Genomic DNA, 22,362 nt, shown 5'->3' with positions numbered 1-22,362 from the left:
GCTGCCAAATCATAAAAACACCCTTTCAGGAGCACCCTACTCCAAAGAAAGGTGGTTTTTTTATGAAAAGAGGATCCGTTTTAGCTCTAATCCTCATTCTCGCACTCATCCCCCGTATCTCATCCCTCACCTATACCTATCCGCAGCGGCCCCCGCTGCCTAAACCGGCTCTGAGTACAACTGAAACCCGGATTATCGTGGCCAAGCCCGGAGAATGGGCCCGTTTGTCTGCTAAATTACGCTTTGATTTCCCCCATATTAAAATCCGTCGCACGTATCAAAATGTTTTCCAGGGCGCATCACTCGAAGGGGCGCCCGCTGACCTTGACCGGCTCGCAGCCCTTCCTGAAGTAGAAAACTCCGGTCCTGTGACAACGTATCAAACAGAAAATCAGGGTTACGTGCCTTATGTCGGCGGCGACAAGGCCAGGGGTCTTTTTGACAGCAAAAATCAGCGTCTGACCGGTAAAGGAGTAAAGGTTGGCATCATAGATACCGGAATGGACTACATGCATCCGGATCTTTTCCGCAACTATGCAGGTGGCTACGATCTCGTGGATGGAGACCGCTACCCGATGGAGACAAAAGGGAAATATGCGACCCTCCATGGAACCCATGTCGCGGGGATCATTGCTGCAAACGGAAAGATAAAAGGGATCGCTCCCGAGGCGAGTCTCTATATTTACCGTGCCCTCGGTCCGGCCGGTATGGGTACGTCGGAATGGATCATAGCAGCGATCGACCGGGCGGTTAAGGATAAGGTAGATGTACTCAACCTTTCCCTTGGAAATGATGTGAACGGTCCGGACTGGCCGACCAGTCTCGCGCTTGACAAAGCTGTTGAAAAAGGAGTGATCGCTGTTGCTGCAGCCGGTAATTCCGGTCCGGGCAAATGGACGCTCGGCTCGCCGGCAACCGCGGGAAAAGCAATAACAGTCGGTGCCTCGACACCTCCAATCCGGATTTTTTCCCTGAAAATAGCTGACCAGCTTATAAAAATTACTCCCTTGCAGGGCGCGGCATCATGGAAGGCCGTCCGGAATCTCGGGATGGCTGATGCCGGGTTCGGGAGAGAAAACGACTTCCCGCAAAACGTAAAGGGGAAGCTTGTCATCACTAGGCGGGGGAAATCTTCATTCGAAGCGAAAGCTCGGACGGCAGAAAGAAAAGGTGCCGCCGGACTTCTTGTTTATAACAGTGAAAAAGGTGCATTCAGCGGATCTGTTAAACGATCCGGTATTCCTGCTGCCTCGATTTCCAGAGAGGATGGCATGAAGGTGAAAAAGCTGATCTCGCAGACAGGAAGCATCGTGGAAATGAAGGAGGAAGACACCATCGCTTCCTTCAGCTCACGCGGACCTGTTACGGTGAACTGGCAAATCAAGCCGGATCTCGTTGCTCCGGGTGTTGCCATTACGAGCACCATTCCCGGGAAGCAGTACAAAACCCTCCAGGGAACGAGTATGGCTGCACCGCTTGTCGCAGGCGCAGCCGCACTTATGAAGCAGGCTCATCCTGATTGGAAGCCGGAAGAAGTGAAGGCGGCGCTGATGAATACCTCCGTACCGCTGAAAAGGGAAAGCAATGACCTGTACGAACCGATTGAACAAGGTGCCGGCAGATTGGATGCATGGAGGGCTTTGCAGGCAGAGGTGCTGATTGTACCTGGCTCCCTGGTTTTTTCAAAATTCGAATCAGGGAAACGCCGGACAGCTTATGAGGCAAAAATAAAGATCGTCAACCACTCTGATACTGCTCAGAAGGTCCGCTTTTCCTATCCGCCTAAATCAGCAGGGCTCACGTGGAAAATACCGGGTGCCGAAACGGTCGATCCCCGTTCTTCGAAAAACATCACGATCGGTCTTGAAGGAACGCCGATGCACTTAGTGGAAGGCACTCATCAGGGGAGACTGGAAGCATTCGTTGGGAGAGAACGCTTTTCACTGCCCTATTTATACATGATGGATGAACCGGATTATCCGCGGCTGATGGGATTTGAGCTTGAGCGGGGAGAAGAGCCGGGCACGCTTGCGTACCAGGTTTATCTGCCGGGAGGAGCGGATGAAATTGGCATTGCATTATACGATTCTGCATCGTATCATTTTACTGGATATCTTGATTGGAAGGAAAACGTGGGGCGGGGCCGGATGAAAAGAATCCTGAAATTAAAGGACCTTAACATCCCTCCCGGAACATATAAAGCACTCATTTTTGCCCGCAAAGGAAAAGCGGAAGATGTGATTGAAGCGACAATTGCAATCGATAACTACAGCCAGCGATAAATTTATTTCAAAATGTGAACAAATTGTGCCGGGCAGGGCCGTTTGTGAACTTTTAGCATGGAATCACATTGACACAGTAGAGTATCAGTTGATATGCTATACGAGGGTAATGATAAGGTTTTCAAAACTTGTCAATTCCTTGTATTTTTCCTCTGAAAATACCTATTAAAACCGTGATTGAGGGGTGCTGCAAATGCGCGATAAACAGCGTCATCCGCTGCAGGCTATGGCCCTGATGTCTGGCATTCTATCACACCTGGTAGGATCTGTCTTGATAGGAGTTTTTGCCGGAAGATGGCTGGACGGCTATTTTCACACGGTACCGCTGTTTTTAATCATTGGCCTTCTTTTAGGACTCTCAGCTGGCGTTTACGGCATGCTGAAGCTTGTCCGCCACTACTTTCCAGGAGACTGAGCATCTCATGTCTGAATTGCATCTCATGAACCAGCGCTATTTTAAATACATAATCTACTTGCTTGCCATTTACGTGCTTGGCTGGGGTTTTACAGAGTACAGGGACGTGTTTCTCGGTTTAATAACTGGAACAGTATGCAGTCTCTTTAATTTATGGACGATGATCAGAGGACAGAAACGGTTTTCGAACGCGGTGGAATACGGCGGGAAAACAGGTTCGTTAGGCATGCTTTCAAGAATGGCGGCAGCCGGTCTTGGGGTGCTTATTTCTCTGAGATATCCTGAAGAAGTAAGTCTGGTTGCAACGGCTATTGGAATAGTAACAATACACATTGTTATTATGATAGATTTCCTGATTCAAACATTACGCAACAAGCTGGAAGAGAGGTGAATATTATTGGAACATGGAGCACCTATAGTAGAGTTCCTGGGACTGAATTTTAATTTGGCCAACATCTTGATGATTACTGTCTCAAGCATTATTGTCTTCATTATCGCAGTAGCTGGTACCCGTGCGCTGTCCCTTAAGCCTGCCGGGATGCAGAATTTCATTGAGTGGGTAATGGACTTTGTCAAAAACATCATCAACAGCACAATGGACTGGAAAACAGGAGGCAGATTTCTGACTCTGGGAATGACCATTCTCATGTACATATTTGTATCAAATATGCTGGGACTTCCTTTTTCAGTAGTGATTGATGGCGATCTCTGGTGGAAATCTCCAACCGCTGATCCTGTCATAACCCTGACCCTGGCAATCATGATTGTCGCACTGACTCATTATTACGGGATCAGAATGAAAGGTGCCGGCGAATATCTGAAAGATTATGTAAGGCCGATGAAATTTTTATTTCCTATTAAAATAATAGAGGAATTCGCCAATACCTTGACTCTGGGGCTGCGTTTGTTTGGTAATATATATGCCGGTGAAATCCTGCTTACCTTACTAGCGGGAATGGCCACCAGCGGATATGCCGACAGCATTTTCGGAGGGGTCATTGGAACTGTGTCAGCCATCATACCGATGCTTGCATGGCAGGGATTCAGTATATTTGTAGGGGCTATACAGGCATTTATTTTCGCCATGCTGACAATGGTGTATATGGCTCATAAAGTCAGCGCAGATCACTAATCAGGATTCAGTTTAATCCAAATAAAAATTTTAACCATTACAAGGAGGATATACACATGAGTTTAGGAGTTTTAGCAGCTGCAATTGCAGTAGGATTGGGAGCACTTGGTGCAGGTATCGGTAACGGAATGATTGTAAGCCGTACAATTGAAGGAATCGCACGTCAGCCTGAGCTTCGCGGAACACTTCAGACAACGATGTTTATCGGGGTAGCATTGGTTGAGGCCGTTCCTATTATCGCGGTAGTTATCGCATTTATCGTAATGGGCCAATAATAAAAGCCCGATGGAATTGGCGAAGATTAGCTTGCTTCGCCAATTCTCTTATGTAAAAGACCTTCTCTTTTTTTTGTCCCAAAACGAACATTCATCCTTTTCTATAACATAACCCTTGGAGGGAGTGAACGAAAGCAATGCATAATCTACTTGTACTAGGTGCAGCAGCAGGTGAAGGCCTGAACACCGGAGATATCATTTTTCAGCTCCTGTCCTTCCTGATCTTGCTGGCCCTTTTAAAACGTTTCGCATGGAAACCTCTAATGGGAATCATGCAGCAGCGTGCAGAATTCATTGCTGACGAAATTGATTCTGCTGAAAAAAGAAACAGTGAAGCAGCAAAGCTGATTGAAGAGCAGCGTGAACTGCTTAAGCAGGCCCGTCTTGAAGCACAGAATCTAATTGAAAACGCCAAGAAAATCGGAGAACAGCAAAAGGAAGAAATTGTGATTGCTGCCCGGAATGAGTCAGCTCGCCTTAAGGAATCTGCCCGAAAAGAAATCGAGCAGGAAAAAGAGCAGGCAGTTGCCGCACTCCGCAGTCAGGTTGCTTCATTGTCTGTCATGATCGCTTCTAAAGTCATCGAAAAAGAACTGAACGAACAGGCTCAGGAAAAACTCATCAGTGACTATCTGAAAGAAGCAGGGGATCACCGATGAGCAGCAGCGTTGTTTCCAAACGGTATGCTTCAGCCCTTTTTGAAATTGCAAAGGAAACAAAGATGTTTGATCAGTTTGAAGATGATCTGATGACAGTCAAAGAAGTGTTCACGCAAAACCCGACGCTGATGGTTCTCCTTCAGCATCCGAAAATGGACATGCAAAAGAAAAAAGAACTGGTAAAAGAGGGCTTTGGCTCCCTTTCTTCCCAAGTTTTAAATACGGTTTATCTCCTCGTTGATCGTCACCGGACAGACATCATCCCTGCTGTGGCAGATGAATTTGCAGTCCTTGCAAATCAAGTCCGCGGAACAGAGGATGCCATTGTCTACTCTGTCCGCCTGCTGAATGAAACCGAATTAAATGAACTATCTGCAGCGTTTGCAAAAAGAATCGGAAAAACGTCCCTTAGGCTCAAGAATGTCATCGACCAAACCTTAATCGGAGGCATTAAGCTTAAGATCGGAAACCGCATCTTTGATGGAAGCGTAAGCGGCAAACTTGCACGGATCGAGAAACAGCTCGTTATAAAATAGATCACAGATAGGGGTGAAACTCATGAGCATCAAAGCTGAAGAAATTAGTGCTCTGATAAAAAAGCAGATTGAATCCTATCAGTCTGAAATCGAAGTTAGTGATGTCGGTACAGTTATCCAGGTGGGTGACGGTATCGCTCGTGCTCATGGCCTCGACAATGTCATGGCTGGAGAACTTGTTGAGTTTTCAAACGGCGTTCTGGGAATGGCTCAGAACCTTGAAGAAAGCAACGTGGGTATTATCATTCTCGGACCTTACAAAGACATTCGCGAAGGCGATGAAGTAAAACGTACAGGACGCATCATGGAGGTTCCAGTTGGAGAGGCTTTGATCGGCCGTGTAGTAAATCCGCTTGGTCAGCCGGTTGATGGTCTTGGACCGATTGAAACAACGAAGACGCGTCCAATTGAAAGCCCGGCTCCAGGAGTTATGGACCGTAAATCTGTTCATGAACCTCTGCAGACAGGAATTAAAGCCATCGATGCACTTGTTCCGATCGGCCGCGGCCAGCGTGAGCTGATCATCGGAGACCGCCAGACAGGTAAAACATCTGTAGCCATCGATGCAATCCTGAACCAGAGAGATCAGGATATGATCTGTGTATACGTAGCGATCGGCCAAAAAGAATCAACGGTCCGCAACGTAGTAGAAACACTTCGCAAACATGGCGCTCTTGAATACACAATCGTCGTTACGGCTTCAGCTTCCCAGCCGGCACCGCTCTTGTTCCTTGCTCCTTATGCAGGGGTAACATTCGGTGAAGAGTTCATGTACAACGGCAAGCACGTTCTTGTTGTGTACGATGATCTTTCCAAGCAGGCAGCTGCATACCGTGAGCTTTCCTTGCTCCTTCGCCGCCCTCCAGGCCGTGAAGCATATCCAGGGGACGTTTTCTACTTGCACTCCCGTTTGCTTGAGCGCGCAGCGAAGCTCAGCGATGCAAAAGGCGCAGGTTCTCTGACCGCTCTTCCATTCGTTGAAACACAAGCCGGAGATATCTCCGCTTATATCCCAACGAACGTAATCTCCATCACAGACGGACAGATCTTCCTTCAGTCTGACCTGTTCTTCTCAGGCGTACGTCCTGCGATCAACGCCGGTCTTTCTGTATCCCGTGTAGGGGGCTCCGCTCAAATCAAAGCGATGAAAAAGGTAGCAGGTACACTGCGTCTTGACCTTGCATCCTACCGTGAGCTGGAGGCATTTGCCCAGTTTGGTTCTGACCTTGATAAAGCAACACAAGCGAAGCTTGCACGCGGAGCGCGTACTGTAGAAGTACTTAAGCAGGATCTTCACAAACCGCTTAAGGTTGAAAAACAGGTTGCCATCCTTTATGCCCTTACAAAAGGACACCTGGATGACATCCCTGTTCAGGATATCAACCGTTTTGAAAGTGAGCTTTCTGCGTACCTTGACCAGAACAATGCCGATATGATGGAGCAGATCCGCACTACCGGAAACCTTCCGGAAGATTCCGCTATTGTTTCTGCGATCCAGGGCTTCAAGAAAACATTTGCCATTTCTGAATAAACAGAGAAAGAGGGAGCGTCCATGGGCGTTTCCCCTCACTTTTTTGCAAGTATATGACCGGAGTTTAAAACAAGGTGGTGAGGATCTTTGGCATCATTACGTGATATAAAATCAAAAATCAGTTCGACAAAAAAAACCAGCCAAATCACGAAAGCGATGGAGATGGTTTCGGCAGCAAAGCTGAATCGTGCTGAAAACAATGCAAAATCTTTTGTTCCTTATATGAACAAGATGCAGGAAGTAGTCGCGAATGTAGCGAATGGAATTTCCGGGGTAAGCCACCCTATGCTCGTTTCACGCGAAGTGAAAAAGACCGGATATCTTGTTATAACATCAGACCGCGGGCTTGCAGGTGCTTTTAACAGCAGCATACTCCGCGCCGTTTACCAGACTATCCAAAAACGTCATACTTCCAGTGAAGAATATGCAGTCATCGCAATTGGGAAAATCGGCCGTGATTTCTTTAAGCGCCGCGGAATACCTGTTGCCCGCGACATCACAGGTCTTGGAGACCAGCCTGCCTTTGCCGATATCAAAAGTATCGCAAGCCAGACAGTTGAAATGTTCGAGGATGAAACGTTTGATGAATTGTATTTATTCTATAACCATTATGTCAGTGCCATCCAGCAGGATGTTACAGAGAAAAAACTGCTTCCTCTGACAGAAATCTCCCCTGAAGGCAAGAAAACGTCGTATGAGTTTGAGCCGGATGAGGAAGAGATTCTGGAAGTTCTTCTGCCTCAATATGCAGAGAGTCTGATTTACGGTGCCTTGCTGGACAGTAAAGCATCCGAGCATGCAGCGCGTATGACGGCTATGAGAAATGCAACAGACAATGCCAAAGAATTGATCAACAGCTACACACTCACATTCAATCGCGCACGCCAGGCTGCCATCACTCAGGAGATCACTGAGATCGTCGGCGGAGCTGCCGCGCTGGAATAGAACGAGCCTTTACACGTTTTCAAATAGCTAGTTAGGAGGGGAAGCTCATGAAAGGACGCGTTACACAGGTTATGGGTCCCGTAGTAGACGTTAAGTTCGAAAGCGGACACCTGCCGGAGATTTACAACGCACTTACAATCAAGCAAACAGCAAGCGAAAAGGAACAGTCCTTCGCGCTTACGCTGGAGGTTGCTCTGCACCTTGGTGATGATACGGTCCGTACCATCGCTATGGCATCGACTGACGGACTTCAGCGTAATACGGAAGTAACCGATACAGGAGCACCAATTTCCGTTCCTGTTGGAGATATCACCCTTGGCCGCGTATTCAACGTACTCGGTGAAAATATCGATTTGGATGCTCCGCTTGCTCCTGGTGAGCGCCGTGACCCGATTCACAGACAGGCGCCAACCTTTGAACATCTTTCCACAGAAGTGGAAATCCTTGAAACAGGAATTAAAGTTGTTGACTTGCTTGCCCCGTATATCAAGGGCGGTAAGATCGGTCTCTTCGGAGGAGCGGGTGTTGGTAAAACCGTTCTGATCCAGGAACTGATCAACAACATCGCACAAGAGCACGGTGGTATCTCCGTATTCGCCGGTGTTGGAGAGCGTACACGTGAAGGAAATGACCTTTACCACGAGATGACGGATTCCGGAGTTATCAAGAAAACGGCAATGGTATTCGGACAGATGAATGAGCCGCCTGGCGCACGTATGCGTGTTGCCCTGACAGGTTTGACAATGGCTGAGTACTTCCGTGATGACCAGGGACAGGACGTTCTTTTCTTCATGGATAACATCTTCCGCTTCACACAGGCAGGTTCTGAGGTTTCCGCCCTTCTTGGACGTATGCCATCTGCCGTTGGTTACCAGCCGACGCTTGCAACGGAAATGGGTCAGCTTCAAGAGCGGATCACATCTACAAACGTAGGTTCCGTTACATCCATCCAGGCGATCTATGTACCAGCCGATGACTATACGGATCCGGCTCCTGCTACAACGTTCGCTCACCTTGATGCAACGACAAACCTTGAGCGTAAATTGTCTGAAATGGGTATCTACCCTGCGGTAGATCCGCTTGCTTCCACTTCACGCGCCCTTTCTCCTGAAATCGTCGGAGAAGAGCACTACAATGTGGCCCGTCAAGTACAGCAGACACTTCAAAAATACAAAGAGCTTCAGGATATCATCGCGATCCTTGGGATGGATGAGCTTTCTGAAGAAGATAAATTGGTTGTACACCGTGCACGCCGCATCCAGTTCTTCCTGTCTCAGAACTTCCACGTTGCCGAACAGTTCACTGGCCAAAAGGGTTCATATGTGCCGGTTAAAGAAACGGTTAAAGGCTTCAGAGAAATTCTTGACGGCAAATACGATCACCTTCCGGAAGATGCTTTCCGCCTTGTCGGACGCATCGAGGATGTTTTGGAAAGTGCAAAAGGCATGGGTGTAGAAGTCTAATCTGGTCCTTAGGAGGGTTTGGGAATGAAGACCGTACAAGTCAATGTCGTTACTCCTGATGGCCCGGTTTATGACGCGGAAGTGGAAATGGTCAGCGTAAAAGCTCAGAGCGGTGAGCTTGGAATTCTGCCTGGACACATTCCGATGGTTGCACCTCTCAAAATTGGAGCGGTTCGCCTGAAAAAAGGAGGCAGCACCGAGCTTGTGGCTGTCAGCGGAGGCTTCATCGAAGTCCGTCCCGACAATGTTACAATCCTGGCTCAGTCTGCTGAAGCATCCGAGGACATTGATGTCGAACGTGCTCAAGCCGCCAAAGAGCGCGCTGAGCGCCGCTTGAACAAAGCGGAAGGCGATGTTGATGCAATCCGTGCAGAACTGGCGTTAAAAAAAGCGATTAACCGAATTGACGTAAAAAATAATCGGATGTAACGAGAAACCCCCGGCTGCTGCGCCGGGGGTTTTTTATGCTCTTCTAAAGCCAGTTCATTCATCAACGCTTTTATTGCCACTACCTTGCTGCCATAACAATTGCCGGACTTTCTCCAAGCTCAAGTGAAACGAGGATCTCTTCTTCTGTAAAACCGAGTAATTCACTTAATCCTGCAATGGTCAGCGGGCTATTGCAACAGTGATTTTCAGCAGCCTTTTTTATTTTATACAAAATAACCGAGTGGATGCTGTCGAACTTAATGAGTATAGGCCTTGCAACTCCTTGTAAAAAAATAGATCTCCATAATAAACTGGATGATAAATTTGTTCCCCATCCAAATTCACGTTAAACATAAATTTCACAATTTGGCCATCCGTTCTAGCAATCTCTTTATTAAAAAGTAAAATTATAGTAATTATGGAGGGGGTTTATATGACAGCTATTTGTTTAGCCAATCCGAAGTGGGGGTGGTTTTGTGTTCCTTCGACCCTGATTTTGAACTCTAATGCATTAGCCCACCTCTGCCAAACTTTGTAACCCACTCACCCCAAGCTGCCATAGGAACCATACTGGACTGGCCTCTCTTTATTCCGGCACCAATGCAGTTCAAATATAAACTTCCTTAATTCGTCAAACTTTCCATATGCTGAGCTGTATATAAATGGGTATTATGGGATGTGAGGAGGTGCTTTACATGACAGCTATGCGCTTATCCCAGCCAAAATGGGGATGGTTTCTTATCGTTACCACTCTAATTCTGTGCTCCAACACCCTGGTTTACCGGATTCCAAATTTTATCCCGCATTCGCCTCAAGTGGCCTTCGGTACCTTGCTTGATTGTCTGCTCGTGATTCCTGCTTTGGCCTATTTTCTAATCATCCGGAAAAGGTACCCGATAAAAGTCATTGTGCCTATTATCCTTGCAGGGCTTGTGGCTTCATGGTTCATCATCCCGGCCGCTTACCAGGAAAACATGGAAAGCATCTATTATGCGGTACTTGCAGGGGAAGCCGCACTGATTGCGCTGGAGCTGTACATCCTGAGCAAACTGGCAATCAAGCTGCCTGGTGCGATTCGTACCATAAACGATAAACAACATATCCCGTTTTTGCCTAAACTGGACATGGCATTATCTGTATTTGGGGAATCAAACCGAATAGCGGCTATTTTCGCAAGTGAAATCGCGATGTTCCGCTACAGCCTTTTCACCTGGCGGAAACAGCCTCCCGCCTCGGATCTTTACTTTACCACCCATAAAAGGACGAGCTTTATCGCCTTTTATGTCATGCTTATTCACGCAATTGTGATCGAATCCATCGGTTTTCATTTTCTGCTCCACTCTTGGAGCCCTGTGCTCTCTATCGCCATGCTTCTTATTAACGCCTACACCATTCTTTTTTTCTTGGCAGAAATTCAAGCGGTCCGCCTTGAACCAATCAGACTAACAGAAGACACGCTTTATATTCAGATGGGCTTGACGAAAAGAATCGATGTGCCATATAGTGAAATCCGCTCTGTCGCTTACTACGATAAAAAGATACATGGAACTCAAAAAGAGGCCTTTGATGGCATCCCTGCAGACTTCGTAAAAGAAGAGCCGGAAATTGTCATCGAATTTTACAACCCTGTCACGGTCCGAAAAATATACGGGTTCACCGGTCAAGTGACCGCAGCACACATCCGCCCTGATCACCAGGATAAATTTTACGAAGCATTAAAAAAGAAACTGGGAACAGTAGAGTAGACCTGCCGGTGAGGACGCCACTAAACTTTTCACATTCCTTCTGGTAAACTAGCAAGTATCAGGATGAGAAGAAGGAGTGGGAACATGAAATTCGATTTTCATACGCATCACGATCGATGCGGGCATGCTGTCCAGTCAATAAGAGACTATATTGAATCAGCAATCTCAAACAACCTTGATATCATTGGCATTTCCGATCACTCGCCGCATCTGTACTCGGAGGAGGATCACCTTTACCCGGGGATCTCTATGGCGAAGAGCCATTTTCCGGAGTATGCAGAGGAAGTGCTGCAGCTGAAAAAAGAATATGAAGGCAGGATTGAAGTGCTGCTCGGAGTAGAATCGGACTTTTTCCCTGAGCATCTGGCACAGTACAAGAAGTTTTATGAGCAGTTCCCGCTCGATTACATAATTGGTTCGGTTCATTTTGTGGACGGGGCCAGCATTTTTAAAAAAGACCGTTGGGAAGGGTTAAGCACCGCTCAAAAACAGCAGACGAAAGAAAACTATTACCAAATGATCGGACAATCTGCGCGCAGCGGGGTTTTCCAGATTCTCGGCCATATCGATGCGATGAAGGGCTACTACCCTGAGTTTTCCGCGATCCAGACGGACGCAGCAGACCGGACACTGCAAATCATTGCCGAGGCTGATGTGGCCATTGAGATTAACACATCCGGCAAAAATAAATACTGCGGAGGATGGTATCCGTCCCATGAACTGCTTGAACGGGCCCTCCACCACGGAGTAAAGGTCACGTTCGGCTCCGATGCCCACAAACCGGAACGGGTCGGCGACGATTTTGAAGAAGTGCGCGGCAATTTAAAAGAGATTGGCTTCAAAGAATGGGCCATCTTCCGGCAAAAGCAGAGAATCATGGTGCCGCTGTAAAAAAAGAGCCGGTTTCCCGGCTCTTTTTACATGGTGCGGTGCAGATATCTTCGAAAAAAATCGTTTATCTGCGAAAATATCAATTTATCTTCGAAACTAAAAATTTATCTTCGAATTCAAAAGTTTATCTCCGATAATACCTGTCTTTCGATTATTCTCCATTTTTCGACACGCAGCGGACCTTTTCAGGTCAGATCCGTTCCTCTATCCGTTTAAACCGATTATAAAGGTACTGCTCCTCTTCATTCTTCACACTCAAGTAATGATCTTCGAACAGGTTCGTGGAAAAGTCGGTGTGCTGGCCGCGCTTCAGCCCGAGAACGTACTTTTTTTCATCAAACGGATAAGGCTTGACTGTCCAGTCCGTTTGGGAAATATGGCGGGTCACCACTTCACCGAAATAAATGGACATCATCATTTCGAACTCGCGGATGGTGAGCTGCAGCTCCTTCCAGCCATTGGTCCGGAAACATGAGAAGTACAGGTTTTCAACGTCATAAAGACTTTCTGGTGAATAATCCAGTTCTCTGATCCGTAAATATTCAGCGGCATCAAAAAGCGTTGCGAGCATTTCTTGCCGGTAGTCATAATAGTAAGCAATCGCCTCAAACTCGGTTTCAAATTCAGGGAGGCTGCGTCCGTATTCTTCTTCTATATGAAATGATTCATGCATTCTCTTTCACTCCTTCCAAAGAAAAGCCACTGTCAGTATAACACGGAATTTGTAAAATAATAGGGAATAGAAACCATTGCCTAATGCAAGAAAAATATAGTAAACAGTGGGTAATTTAGGTAGAATTAAATACAAATAACAGATAGTCAAGGAGAGTACCAGATGGCGGTATGGGTCGTTTCTCTAATAGCGGTACTGTTTTTTCTGCGGATTCTGTTCCGCATGCTCTGGTCAAGAACCATTTCCCTTCATGTCAGCCGCATTAAAGAGGATCCTAACGAAAAGCAGGCAAGAGCCTTTTTGAAAGGAATCCGCTCCGTATGGTTTGTACCCAATAAGCCCGGGCTGTGGATCGAATTAAAAGAAGCCTACTTTGTGATCCTGAACGGCAGTGAAATCGACTACGAAACCAAATTGGGCATTTATCAGCTGCTTTCGAAAAAAAGGGTATATGGATTGAGGAAGCCTTACAAACGGCTTCATTCCAAAATGATGAATGAACCGTCTGCCTAGCAGGCGGTTTTTGTGCTGTATAGGAATTCGTCCGCATAACATGTACTAAAGATGGTTTCGTGTATGGAAATGTTTTGCAGGCTGTATCGACACTGATAGGCTCCTTTTGCTATAATGATAGCGATTACATTATTAGAAAATTTAGAAGGTTTCAACATTGGAGGGGGATCATGGAATCACTTTATCCATATTGGAATAACTATTTAATCGTTACCGCCTTTCTTCTTCTCGGACTGCTTCTGCCTGCGATTGCACTGACAATCGGACGGCTGCTTCGCCCTCACGCACCTACACAAGCTAAGATGACCACCTATGAGAGCGGAATCGAACCGTTCCACGACTCCAGAATTCAATTCAATGTCCGTTATTACATATTTGCCCTGCTGTTTGTCATTTTTGATGTGGAAACGGTTTTTATGTATCCATGGGCTGTCGCCTATGAAAAGCTTGGACTTTTTGCCTTGATCGAGATGCTGATCTTCGTTGTGATGCTTTTGATCGGCTTGCTGTATGCCTGGAAGAAAGGGGTGCTCAAATGGACTTAAAGCTTGAAAACCTTCCGCAAGACGAGCTCGACCAAATCCGCCAAAGTGTTTTCCTGTCCACTCTTGAGGAACTAAAGGCATGGGCGCGCAGCAACTCCCTCTGGCCTCTGACCTTTGGACTTGCCTGCTGTGCGATTGAAATGATGGGGGTCGGAGCTTCCCACTATGACCTGGACCGCTTCGGCTCCTTTTTCCGCACCTCTCCGCGCCAGTCCGATGTCATGATTGTCTCCGGCACCGTGACGAAAAAAATGGCGCCGATCCTGAAGCGGCTGTACGACCAGATGCCGGAGCCTAAATGGGTCATCGCCATGGGCTCTTGTGCAACCGCAGGCGGTCCATACATTAAATCGTATGCAGTCGTAAAAGGAGTGGACCAGATTGTTCCGGTCGATGTATACATCCCCGGATGTCCGCCAAACCCGGCGGCCCTGATTTACGGAATTAATAAACTAAAGGAAAAAATCCGTTACGAAGCCAAAACGGGAAAGCAGGTGCACTAACCGATGGCAGACGGAAAAAGTCTGGAGCAGCTGAAAAAAGAAGCAGCCGAAAAAGCGAGGCAGGCTGCTAAAGAAAAGCTGATGCAGGAAAACCCTGCGGAAGAAACTGCTGCCTCAGCAGAAGCGGCAGAGGAAGCCTCCCTTGCACTGGCCAAGAAAAAAGCCGCCGCAGCCGCGAAAGCCAAAGCGGCCGCCCTCGCGAAACAGAAGCGGATGGAGTCAGAGGGAAGCGCCCTGGCTGAAGCCAGCGATGATCTGGCCAAGAAAAAAGCCGCCGCAGCCGCGAAAGCCAAAGCGGCAGCTCTCGCGAAACAGAAGCGGATGGAGTCGGATGGAAGCGCCCCGGCTGAAGCCAGCGATGATCTGGCGAAACAGAAAGCCGCTGCCGCAGCAAAAGCCAAAGCGGCTGCAGCCGCGAAAGCAAAGGCAGTTGCTCTTGCGAAATCCGGTCAGTCCTCTGTACCGCTCTCAGATGAGGAGAAGGCGAAAGCGAAAGCAGTAGCAGCCGCAAAAGCGAAAGCCGCTGCGGCCGCGAAGGCGAAGCTTGCTGCAAATGAAGCGGAGGAGCCGGAAGAAGAGGTTCCATCCGTCCATCAGCCGCGGCTTGAACGGACGGCCGCTCTTCTTTCTGCTGCTCTTGGTCCTGAGTGTGTTCAGGAAGCATCTATCAACCGGCTGTCGAAGGAAGTTCCGACGATTACTGTGGCAAAGGAGCATTACCTGAAGGCAGCTGCTCTTATGCGCCGGCACGAAGACCTTGCCTGTGATTATTTATCGGAGATGCATGCGACCGATTTTCAGACCCACATGGAGATCTACCTGTACCTGTACTCTTACACGCATCGGCAATCGATCGTTCTGAAGACCAAGGTGGACCGGGATAACCCGGAAGTCGATTCGGTTGCCGGCCTTTGGCGCGGTGCGGATTGGCCGGAGCGGGAGGCGTACGATCTGCTTGGCATTCATTTTGTCAATCATCCGAACTTGAAGCGGATTATGCTGCCTGATGAATGGGTCGGCCATCCGCTCCGAAAGGATTATGAACCGTATGATGTGGAGGTGTAGCCTTTGATCCGCACGGAAGAGATGCTTTTGAATGTCGGTCCGCAGCACCCGAGTACGCATGGGGTGTTCCGGCTTGTTATAAAAATCGATGGGGAGATCATTAAGGAGGCGACCCCGGTAATCGGCTACCTGCACAGGGGGACGGAGAAGCTCGCCGAGAACCTGCAGTATACCCAGATCATTCCGTATACCGACCGGATGGATTACCTGTCGGCGATGACGAACAACTACGTGATCTGCCATGCGGTCGAGACGATGGCCGGCATTACGCCGCCGGAGCGGGCAGAGTACCTCCGCATCCTCGCGATGGAGCTCGGCCGTGTAGCGAGCCATCTAGTCTGGTGGGGAACATATCTGCTGGATATCGGAGCCGTCAGTCCATTCCTCTATGCATTTCGGGAGCGGGAAATGATTATTAATCTATTAACCGAGCTTTCCGGTGCGCGGCTGACCTTCAACTATATGAGAGTCGGAGGGGTGAAGTGGGATGCGCCGGACGGCTGGCTTGAAAAGGTGGCGGATTTTGTTCCGTACATGCGGGAGCAGCTGAAGGGCTATCATGACCTCGTTTCAGGGAATGAAATCTTTCTGAACCGGGTGAAGGATGTCGGCATTTATACGAAAGAAGAAGCGCTTGAATATTCGCTCAGCGGGGCAAACCTGAGGTGCACGGGTGTGGAATGGGACCTCCGCAAGCATGAGCCATACTCTTTGTATGACCGATTTGATTTTGAAATTCCGGTGCGGACGAAGGGGGATGCTTTCTCCCGTTACGAATGCCGGATGGCGGAGATTGAAGAATCCCTGAAAATCATCGAACAGGCTGTGGTGCAGTTCCCGGCAGACGGGCCGATTATGGCGAAGGTGCCGAAAATCATTAAGCCGCCAAAAGGAGAGACGTATGTCAGGATCGAGTCTCCGCGCGGGGAAATCGGCTGCTATATTGCCTCGGAAGGAAAAAAAGAGCCGTACCGGTTGAAATTCAGGCGGCCCTCCTTTTACAACCTGCAGATTTTGCCCAAGCTCCTGGAAGGAGAAAATATGGCGAACCTGATTACCATTCTCGGAGCCATTGATATTGTTCTTGGGGAGGTGGACGGGTAATGATGGAGGATCTGCTGTATTCCCAGCCGACGATGTGGAATTTTCTCGCCTTCTTTGCACTCGCGCTCCTGTTTCTGTTTGTCGTACTCGGTTTTGTGACCTACGGGATCCTGGCTGAACGGAAAGTCATGGGCTTCATGCAGGGGCGGATCGGTCCGAATCAGGTTGGAGGCAGGTGGGGCCTTCTTCAGACAGTTTCGGATGTGCTTAAGCTTCTGCTAAAAGAAGATACCATCCCGAAGCTTGCTGACCGCCCGCTCTTCATCCTGGCTCCGGTCATCGCCTTTGCTCCGGCATTTCTTGTCCTGGCAGTCATCCCTTTTACAGATGCCTTCCAGTTTGCCGATATCGGTGTCGGCCTGCTTTACTATATCGCGATCTCCGGACTGACCACGGTCGGAGTTGTAGCCGGCGGCTGGGCGTCCAATAATAAATATTCCCTTCTCGGGGGGATGCGGGCAGCCGCGCAGATGATTTCCTATGAAATTCCGCTCGTCATGAGTGTAATTGGTGTCGTTTTGCTGACAGGCAGCCTCAATCTAAATGAAATCGTCGCTGGCCAGGAAAAGGTGTGGTACGTATTTTTACAGCCGATCGGCTTTATCATTTTTCTGATTGCTTCCACAGCAGAGCTGAACCGGACACCGTTTGACCTGCCTGAAGCGGAATCAGAGCTTGTGGCTGGCTATCATGTCGAGTATTCCGGGTTCAGATGGGCCTTTTTTATGCTCTCTGAATATGTCTATTTTTTCGCGATGGCTTCCCTTACAACTGTCCTGTTTCTCGGAGGATGGCATGGGGTGCCGTTTCTCGGGTTCATCCCGGGGGCTGTCTGGTTTGCCTTGAAGTTCAGCCTCATCGTCTTCACATTAATCTGGTTCCGGGTCACGTTTCCGAGACTCCGTGCAGACCAGCTGATGGAATTTGGCTGGAAGGTCCTTCTTCCAGCAGCACTTGCCAATATCTTTATCACAGCCTTAGTAAAGGAATTGTTTTTCCGATAACCGTGAGAAAGGGAGTGACGGCATGAAGGGATTGGGAAAAGGGCTCTCCTATACGCTGAAGAATCTCGCGAAAAAAAAGGTCACCTATGACTACCCGAATGAAGCCCTGCAGCTGCCGGACCGGTTCCGGGGCATTCAGAAGTTTTATCCGGAAAAGTGCATCGTCTGCAACCAGTGTGTGAACATTTGCCCGACGGACTGCATTTCCCTGACCGGCAAAAAACACCCGGATCCGTCTAAAAAGGGGAAAATCATAGAAACGTATGACATTAACTTTGAAATCTGCATTCTGTGTGACTTGTGCACGGAGGTATGCCCGACAGAGGCCATCGTGATGACGAACCATTTCGAGCTTGCTGAATACAGCCGCGATGAACTGTTTAAAGACATGAAGTGGCTGGATGAAAATGATACCCACGTCCGGAAGGAGAATAAAGTGGAATGATGTCTGGAGAATTTGCCGCGTTCACCATTCTTTCTCTTCTGGCGATAACCGGCGGGATTATGATGCTCAATGTCCGCAAAGTAGTCCATATGCTCGTCTCCCTTGTCCTCACCTTTTTAAGCATCGCCGGCCTGTATATTTTGCTGACAGCTGAATTTATCGCAGTCGTTCAGATTTTGATTTACTCCGGTGCGGTTACGATTATCATGCTGTTCGGCATCATGCTGACGAGAAAAACCGATGAAGAGGGGGCAGCACCGGCACGCTTGCGAAACTGGCTGACTGCAGCAGCGATCGCTGTTTTTGCAGGGGTCATGTATACCGGCATTTACCGGCTGAACCTGGAGGGAGAGCCGGCTGCACTCCATGAAAACAATACAGAGCAGATTGGCATCGCGCTTTTTACCGAGCACATCCTGCCGTTTGAGCTGACCTCCGTTCTGCTCCTGGCTGCTTTGATGGGAGCGATCATACTGGCAAAAAAGGATGACAAGGAGGATTCCTCATGACCACAGTGCCGCTGTCCGGATACCTCGTTCTCGCTCTCATCCTTTTTTGCATCGGGCTTTACGGGGCGCTGACGAAACGGAACATCGTCATTATCCTGATCTGTATCGAGCTGATGCTGAACGCGGTCAACCTGAATCTTGTCGCGTTCAGTAAGCTTGGAGCCGCCCCGGCGATTACCGGGCAGATCTTTGCCTTGTTTTCGATCACGATTGCCGCTGCTGAAGCCGCGGTTGGACTGGCCATATTGTTCGCCCTGTACCGGAACCGGAAATCGGTCCTTGCAGAAGACAGCAATACGATGAAGCATTAGAAATACAGAAAAAAGGGGATTGGGAATATGATGCCATATGCCTGGCTGATACCGCTTTTTCCGCTTGCTTCCTTCCTGATTCTGCTTTTTGCCGGAAGGCGGCTGAACAGTTTTTTGACCGGAACAGGCCTGCTGCTGCTGTCTTTTCTGCTGTCGGTCATGGTTCTCGCCGACCGGCTGCAGCATGGTACGTTTAAAGCCGAAGCAGTATGGCTTTCAATCGGTGATGTGCAAGTAACGGCAGGATTTGAGATTACCCAGCTGAACGCCCTCATGCTTTTGACGGTTTCGCTTGTCAGCCTTCTCGTCCATGTTTATTCAAAGACGTATATGGCCGGGGACAAAAGGCTGCATGTATTTTATGCCTATCTCGGGCTTTTTACCTTTGCGATGCTCGGTCTGGTCATGACCCAGAACCTCCTTCAGCTGTATATCTTCTGGGAGCTGGTCGGGCTCGGATCGTTTCTTCTCATCGGCTTTTATTTTTCAAAAGAAGCAGCAAAAAAGGCAGCCCATAAAGCGTTCATCATGACACGGATCGGCGATATCGGCCTGCTGGTCGGGATGCTGCTGCTGTTTGCCTATACGGGAAGCTTTGAATATGACGCCATTTTTCAAACAGTCGGTTCCGGGCTGATTCCAGATAGCACCGTCACGGTCATAGCCCTCCTCATTTTTGCGGGAGCGGTCGGCAAGTCCGGGCAGTTTCCGCTGCATACGTGGCTTCCCGATGCGATGGAAGGGCCGACTCCTGTATCAGCCCTGATCCATGCCGCGACGATGGTTGCTGCCGGGGTTTACTTGACGGCTCTCATGTACCCGCTGTTTGAAGCAAGCGCGGCAGCGATGCAGACGGTAGCTGTTATTGGAGGCTTCACAGCTATTTTTGCCGCAAGCATCGGCCTTGTGCAAAACGACATTAAGCGGGTGCTTGCCTATTCGACGGTCAGCCAGCTCGGCTACATGATGCTTGCCCTCGGATCTGGCGGCTACATCGCCGGGATCTTTCATCTGCTGACCCACGCTTTTTTCAAGGCGCTCCTTTTTCTTGCAGCAGGAAGCGTCATCCATGCTGCCCATACGCAGGATATCCGGAAAATGGGCGGCCTTTGGAAAAAGCTGCCCTGGACCGGTCCTCTCTTTTTAACAGGGGCGCTTTCCATCAGCGGATTCCCGCTTTTCTCCGGATTTTTCAGCAAGGATGAAATTCTCGCATCCGTTTGGCTGCATGGAAATCCGGTATTGTTCTGGCTCGCCGTTGCCGCTGCTTTCTTTACAGCCTTTTATATGTTCCGGCTCTTCTTTATGGTGTTCGGCCGCGGTGCCGATCAAGCGGCCGCCTCGCTCAGTACGGATCTGCAGCCTGCAGAAGTCCGCTCAAATGCGGAATCCGGTCCGTTTATGATTGCGCCAATGGCTGTACTCGGCATTCTGGCAGTCGCAGCGGGGGGCTTGAACGTGCCGTGGTCCCCGTTCCTTACAGAGTGGCTCCTTCCGGGTGAAGCCCATGAAGCCGCTCCGGTTTGGGTGATGGCCGCGGCCGTCACGGTTTCGCTCGCCGGCATATTCCTCGCTTTTGCTGTCTACGAGAAAGGGTGGATCAACAAGGCGGCCATTGTCCGGAAAATGCCGATGATCCATCAGGCTTTATTGAAAAAGTATTTTATAGATGAAATCTATCAAATGACAATCCTTGCCGGAACAAGGGCAATAGCGTTTTTGTGCCAGATGGTCGAGCGCTTTTTCGTGGAAACGCTGGTCAAAGGGACAGCTGCCTTCGTCCAGGGACTCGGCACCGCGAGTTCAAGGCTTCAGACCGGCCAGGCCCAGACCTATGCTGCAGCCGCCTTTATCGGGCTTGCCCTGATTGCTGCTGTATTTATGCTGACAGGAGGGATGTCCGGATGAACAGCTGGATTCTCACATTGATCGTGTTCTCCCCGCTCATCGGGGCGGCAGTGCTTCTCTTTTTGCCGGGAAAAGCGGCCAGGACAGCTGGCTTCCTCGCTACACTTCCGGCCCTGCTCATATCGGCGGTGGTTCTCATCCAATACAGCATCGGGGTGCCGATTGCGCGGTTTCATGTCTCTGTTCCCTGGTTCAAGGCCGGGAACGTAAGCTTGGAGGGAGAGCCCTTCTTTACCGTTCAATATGAACTGGCAATAGACGGCTTTTCACTCATCATGCTGGTTTTATCTGCAGTCATCGCAAGTCTTGCCGCGGCTGCATCGGACGTCCGCTCCGGGGCAAAAGGATTTTTCGTCCTCCTCCTCATTCTGGAAACCGGCATGCTTGGTGTTTTTGCCGCCGGAAACCTGATCCTGTTTTTTCTGTTCCTTGAAGCGACGCTTGTCCCGATGTTTTTCCTGATCGGGAAGTGGGGGCTGCGTGAGCGGGAAAAAGCAGCATGGTACTACCTGATCTATAACGGACTCGGCTCAGCGATTCTGCTTGTGGTCATTGTTTATTTGTTCGCCAATACAGGAACGGTGCAAATCGAAGCACTGAAGGATCTAGCTCCTGACTTTCCGCCATCCGTTCAGCTTGGACTGCTGCTTGCTCTGCTCGTCTCCTTCGGCATCAAGCTCCCGATCGTGCCGCTGCACACGTGGATGCTACACGTGCATGTCCAGGCACCGCCGTCTGTCGTCATGCTTCACTCGGGCATCCTGCTGAAAATTGGCGCCTACGGGCTGATCCGGTTTGGAATGGGAATTTTTCCGGATGCATTCAGCAAGATCGGGACTGCCCTGATGATCCTGGGTACAGTCAATCTGCTTTACGGGGCATTCCTTGCTCTTATTCAATACGATTTTAAACGGATTCTCGCTTATTCCAGTGTGTCTCACATGGGGATCGTGCTGATCGGCATTGGGGCGATGAATGAAGCGGGCGTGCAGGGGGCGATTTTCCAAACCGTCTCCCATGGATTTATTTCTGCGCTTTTGTTTTTGATTGTCGGTCTGATGGCGGCGCGCTTTCAAACGACGGACATCCGCGAACTCGGCGGGCTTTCCTCCAGGCTGCCCATGCTTGCCGGCATTTTGCTTGCAGCAGGGATGGCATCCCTCGGCTTGCCGGGAATGTCCGGCTTTATCAGTGAACTGACGGCCTTCATCGGCATCTTCCGTGTGAATCCGGAGCTTGGCGCTGTGGCAGCAGTCGGTCTGATTTTAACCGCTGCCTATGTGCTGCGGGCCGTGCTCGCCATTGCGTTCGGAAAGGAAAAAGGCCTCGGGGAGAGCCTGAAAGACATCCGGCTGTCGGAAGCGGGTCCCGCTGCCGTCCTCCTCGCTTTGATCCTGGCGGTTGGTCTTTTTCCAAACGGCCTCGCCTTGCCGCTGCAGCCGGCCATTGAAACCATCATGAAGGGAATAGGAGGGTAAG

At 49.3% G+C, this 22,362-nt stretch carries 25 protein-coding genes; 24 read left to right on the top strand and 1 reads right to left on the bottom strand.

From position 1 onward, the window contains the following. Positions 1-62 precede the first annotated feature (62 nt). From GKZ89_RS11450 to GKZ89_RS11390, 13 genes are all read left to right on the top strand, one after another. Complete coding sequence (locus tag GKZ89_RS11450; RefSeq protein WP_155112549.1) at positions 63-2,282, top strand: S8 family serine peptidase; 2,220 nt, start codon at positions 63-65, stop codon at positions 2,280-2,282. A gap of 193 nt (positions 2,283-2,475) precedes the next feature. Then, positions 2,476-2,697, top strand: a complete 222-nt coding sequence (locus GKZ89_RS11445; protein ID WP_155112548.1) for an AtpZ/AtpI family protein — start codon at positions 2,476-2,478, stop codon at positions 2,695-2,697. A 7-nt stretch (positions 2,698-2,704) separates the two neighbouring features. Beyond that, on the top strand, positions 2,705-3,088 hold the full coding sequence (locus tag GKZ89_RS11440) for an ATP synthase subunit I (protein ID WP_155112547.1): 384 nt from the start codon (positions 2,705-2,707) through the stop codon (positions 3,086-3,088). 6 nt (positions 3,089-3,094) lie between these two features. Next, entirely contained in the window at positions 3,095-3,829 is a 735-nt protein-coding gene (atpB, locus tag GKZ89_RS11435; protein ID WP_155112546.1) for a F0F1 ATP synthase subunit A, read from the top strand. 56 nt (positions 3,830-3,885) lie between these two features. Then, positions 3,886-4,104: a F0F1 ATP synthase subunit C gene (gene atpE / locus GKZ89_RS11430; protein WP_155112545.1), complete on the top strand. Its 219-nt coding sequence runs from the start codon at positions 3,886-3,888 to the stop codon at positions 4,102-4,104. Between the two features lie 137 nt (positions 4,105-4,241). Continuing rightward, positions 4,242-4,763 (top strand): F0F1 ATP synthase subunit B, encoded by a 522-nt coding sequence (gene atpF / locus GKZ89_RS11425; protein WP_155112544.1) that lies wholly within the window; start codon positions 4,242-4,244, stop codon positions 4,761-4,763. Then, the gene (locus GKZ89_RS11420) at positions 4,760-5,299 is read left to right on the top strand and encodes a F0F1 ATP synthase subunit delta (protein ID WP_155112543.1); all 540 of its coding nucleotides are present in this window, start codon (positions 4,760-4,762) and stop codon (positions 5,297-5,299) included. The genes atpF and GKZ89_RS11420 overlap by 4 nt, the downstream gene beginning before the upstream one ends. Before the next feature lie 22 nt (positions 5,300-5,321). After that, a complete protein-coding gene (gene atpA / locus GKZ89_RS11415; protein ID WP_155112542.1) occupies positions 5,322-6,830 on the top strand; it encodes a F0F1 ATP synthase subunit alpha in 1,509 nt (502 codons plus the stop codon). Positions 6,831-6,917: 87 nt separating this feature from the next. Further along, complete coding sequence (locus GKZ89_RS11410) at positions 6,918-7,775, top strand: F0F1 ATP synthase subunit gamma (protein ID WP_155112541.1); 858 nt, start codon at positions 6,918-6,920, stop codon at positions 7,773-7,775. 47 nt (positions 7,776-7,822) lie between these two features. After that, on the top strand, positions 7,823-9,238 hold the full coding sequence (gene atpD, locus GKZ89_RS11405) for a F0F1 ATP synthase subunit beta (RefSeq protein ID WP_155112540.1): 1,416 nt from the start codon (positions 7,823-7,825) through the stop codon (positions 9,236-9,238). 24 nt (positions 9,239-9,262) lie between these two features. Next, positions 9,263-9,667 carry a F0F1 ATP synthase subunit epsilon gene (locus GKZ89_RS11400; RefSeq protein WP_155112539.1) on the top strand — a complete coding sequence of 135 codons (405 nt, stop codon included), beginning with the start codon at positions 9,263-9,265 and terminating at the stop codon, positions 9,665-9,667. 695 nt (positions 9,668-10,362) lie between these two features. Further along, positions 10,363-11,412, top strand: a complete 1,050-nt coding sequence (locus tag GKZ89_RS11395) for a PH domain-containing protein (RefSeq protein ID WP_155112538.1) — start codon at positions 10,363-10,365, stop codon at positions 11,410-11,412. 84 nt (positions 11,413-11,496) lie between these two features. Beyond that, entirely contained in the window at positions 11,497-12,303 is an 807-nt protein-coding gene (locus tag GKZ89_RS11390) for a histidinol-phosphatase (protein WP_155112537.1), read from the top strand. A gap of 190 nt (positions 12,304-12,493) precedes the next feature. Here GKZ89_RS11390 and GKZ89_RS11385 read toward each other — a convergent pair whose 3' ends face one another. After that, entirely contained in the window at positions 12,494-12,976 is a 483-nt protein-coding gene (locus GKZ89_RS11385; RefSeq protein ID WP_155112536.1) for a hypothetical protein, read from the bottom strand. A gap of 162 nt (positions 12,977-13,138) precedes the next feature. On the opposite strand from GKZ89_RS11385, the gene GKZ89_RS11380 reads away from it, so the two are divergent. The 11 genes from GKZ89_RS11380 (at position 13,139) to GKZ89_RS11330 (ending at position 22,361) form a co-directional block, all read left to right on the top strand. Further along, positions 13,139-13,489, top strand: a complete 351-nt coding sequence (locus tag GKZ89_RS11380; protein WP_155112535.1) for a hypothetical protein — start codon at positions 13,139-13,141, stop codon at positions 13,487-13,489. A 170-nt stretch (positions 13,490-13,659) separates the two neighbouring features. Then, a complete protein-coding gene (locus GKZ89_RS11375; RefSeq protein WP_155112534.1) occupies positions 13,660-14,034 on the top strand; it encodes an NADH-quinone oxidoreductase subunit A in 375 nt (124 codons plus the stop codon). Beyond that, entirely contained in the window at positions 14,025-14,537 is a 513-nt protein-coding gene (locus GKZ89_RS11370) for a NuoB/complex I 20 kDa subunit family protein (RefSeq protein ID WP_155112533.1), read from the top strand. The genes GKZ89_RS11375 and GKZ89_RS11370 overlap by 10 nt, the downstream gene beginning before the upstream one ends. Positions 14,538-14,540: 3 nt before the next feature. Beyond that, entirely contained in the window at positions 14,541-15,602 is a 1,062-nt protein-coding gene (locus tag GKZ89_RS11365; protein WP_155112532.1) for an NADH-quinone oxidoreductase subunit C, read from the top strand. Between the two features lie 3 nt (positions 15,603-15,605). After that, positions 15,606-16,706, top strand: coding sequence for an NADH-quinone oxidoreductase subunit D (locus GKZ89_RS11360; RefSeq protein ID WP_155112531.1), 1,101 nt, complete (start codon positions 15,606-15,608; stop codon positions 16,704-16,706). Next, positions 16,706-17,710, top strand: a complete 1,005-nt coding sequence (gene nuoH / locus GKZ89_RS11355) for an NADH-quinone oxidoreductase subunit NuoH (RefSeq protein WP_155112530.1) — start codon at positions 16,706-16,708, stop codon at positions 17,708-17,710. The genes GKZ89_RS11360 and nuoH overlap by 1 nt, the downstream gene beginning before the upstream one ends. Before the next feature lie 22 nt (positions 17,711-17,732). Then, positions 17,733-18,155 carry an NADH-quinone oxidoreductase subunit NuoI gene (gene nuoI, locus GKZ89_RS11350; RefSeq protein WP_155112529.1) on the top strand — a complete coding sequence of 141 codons (423 nt, stop codon included), beginning with the start codon at positions 17,733-17,735 and terminating at the stop codon, positions 18,153-18,155. Then, positions 18,155-18,664: an NADH-quinone oxidoreductase subunit J gene (locus GKZ89_RS11345; protein WP_155112596.1), complete on the top strand. Its 510-nt coding sequence runs from the start codon at positions 18,155-18,157 to the stop codon at positions 18,662-18,664. Before nuoI ends, GKZ89_RS11345 begins: the two co-directional genes overlap by 1 nt. Then, positions 18,661-18,975, top strand: a complete 315-nt coding sequence (nuoK, locus tag GKZ89_RS11340; RefSeq protein ID WP_155112528.1) for an NADH-quinone oxidoreductase subunit NuoK — start codon at positions 18,661-18,663, stop codon at positions 18,973-18,975. Before GKZ89_RS11345 ends, nuoK begins: the two co-directional genes overlap by 4 nt. 27 nt (positions 18,976-19,002) lie before the next feature. Continuing rightward, positions 19,003-20,883, top strand: coding sequence for an NADH-quinone oxidoreductase subunit L (gene nuoL, locus GKZ89_RS11335; RefSeq protein WP_155112527.1), 1,881 nt, complete (start codon positions 19,003-19,005; stop codon positions 20,881-20,883). Beyond that, positions 20,880-22,361, top strand: a complete 1,482-nt coding sequence (locus GKZ89_RS11330; RefSeq protein ID WP_155112526.1) for a complex I subunit 4 family protein — start codon at positions 20,880-20,882, stop codon at positions 22,359-22,361. The genes nuoL and GKZ89_RS11330 overlap by 4 nt, the downstream gene beginning before the upstream one ends. Position 22,362: the final 1 nt, after the last annotated feature.

Origin of the sequence: Metabacillus mangrovi (genome assembly GCF_009711125.1) — a bacterium.
In the GTDB taxonomy this organism is placed as follows: domain Bacteria; phylum Bacillota; class Bacilli; order Bacillales; family Bacillaceae; genus Metabacillus_B; species Metabacillus_B mangrovi.
Note: the sequence above shows the minus strand (reverse complement) of the source record. Positions and strands in the feature narration are given on the sequence as shown.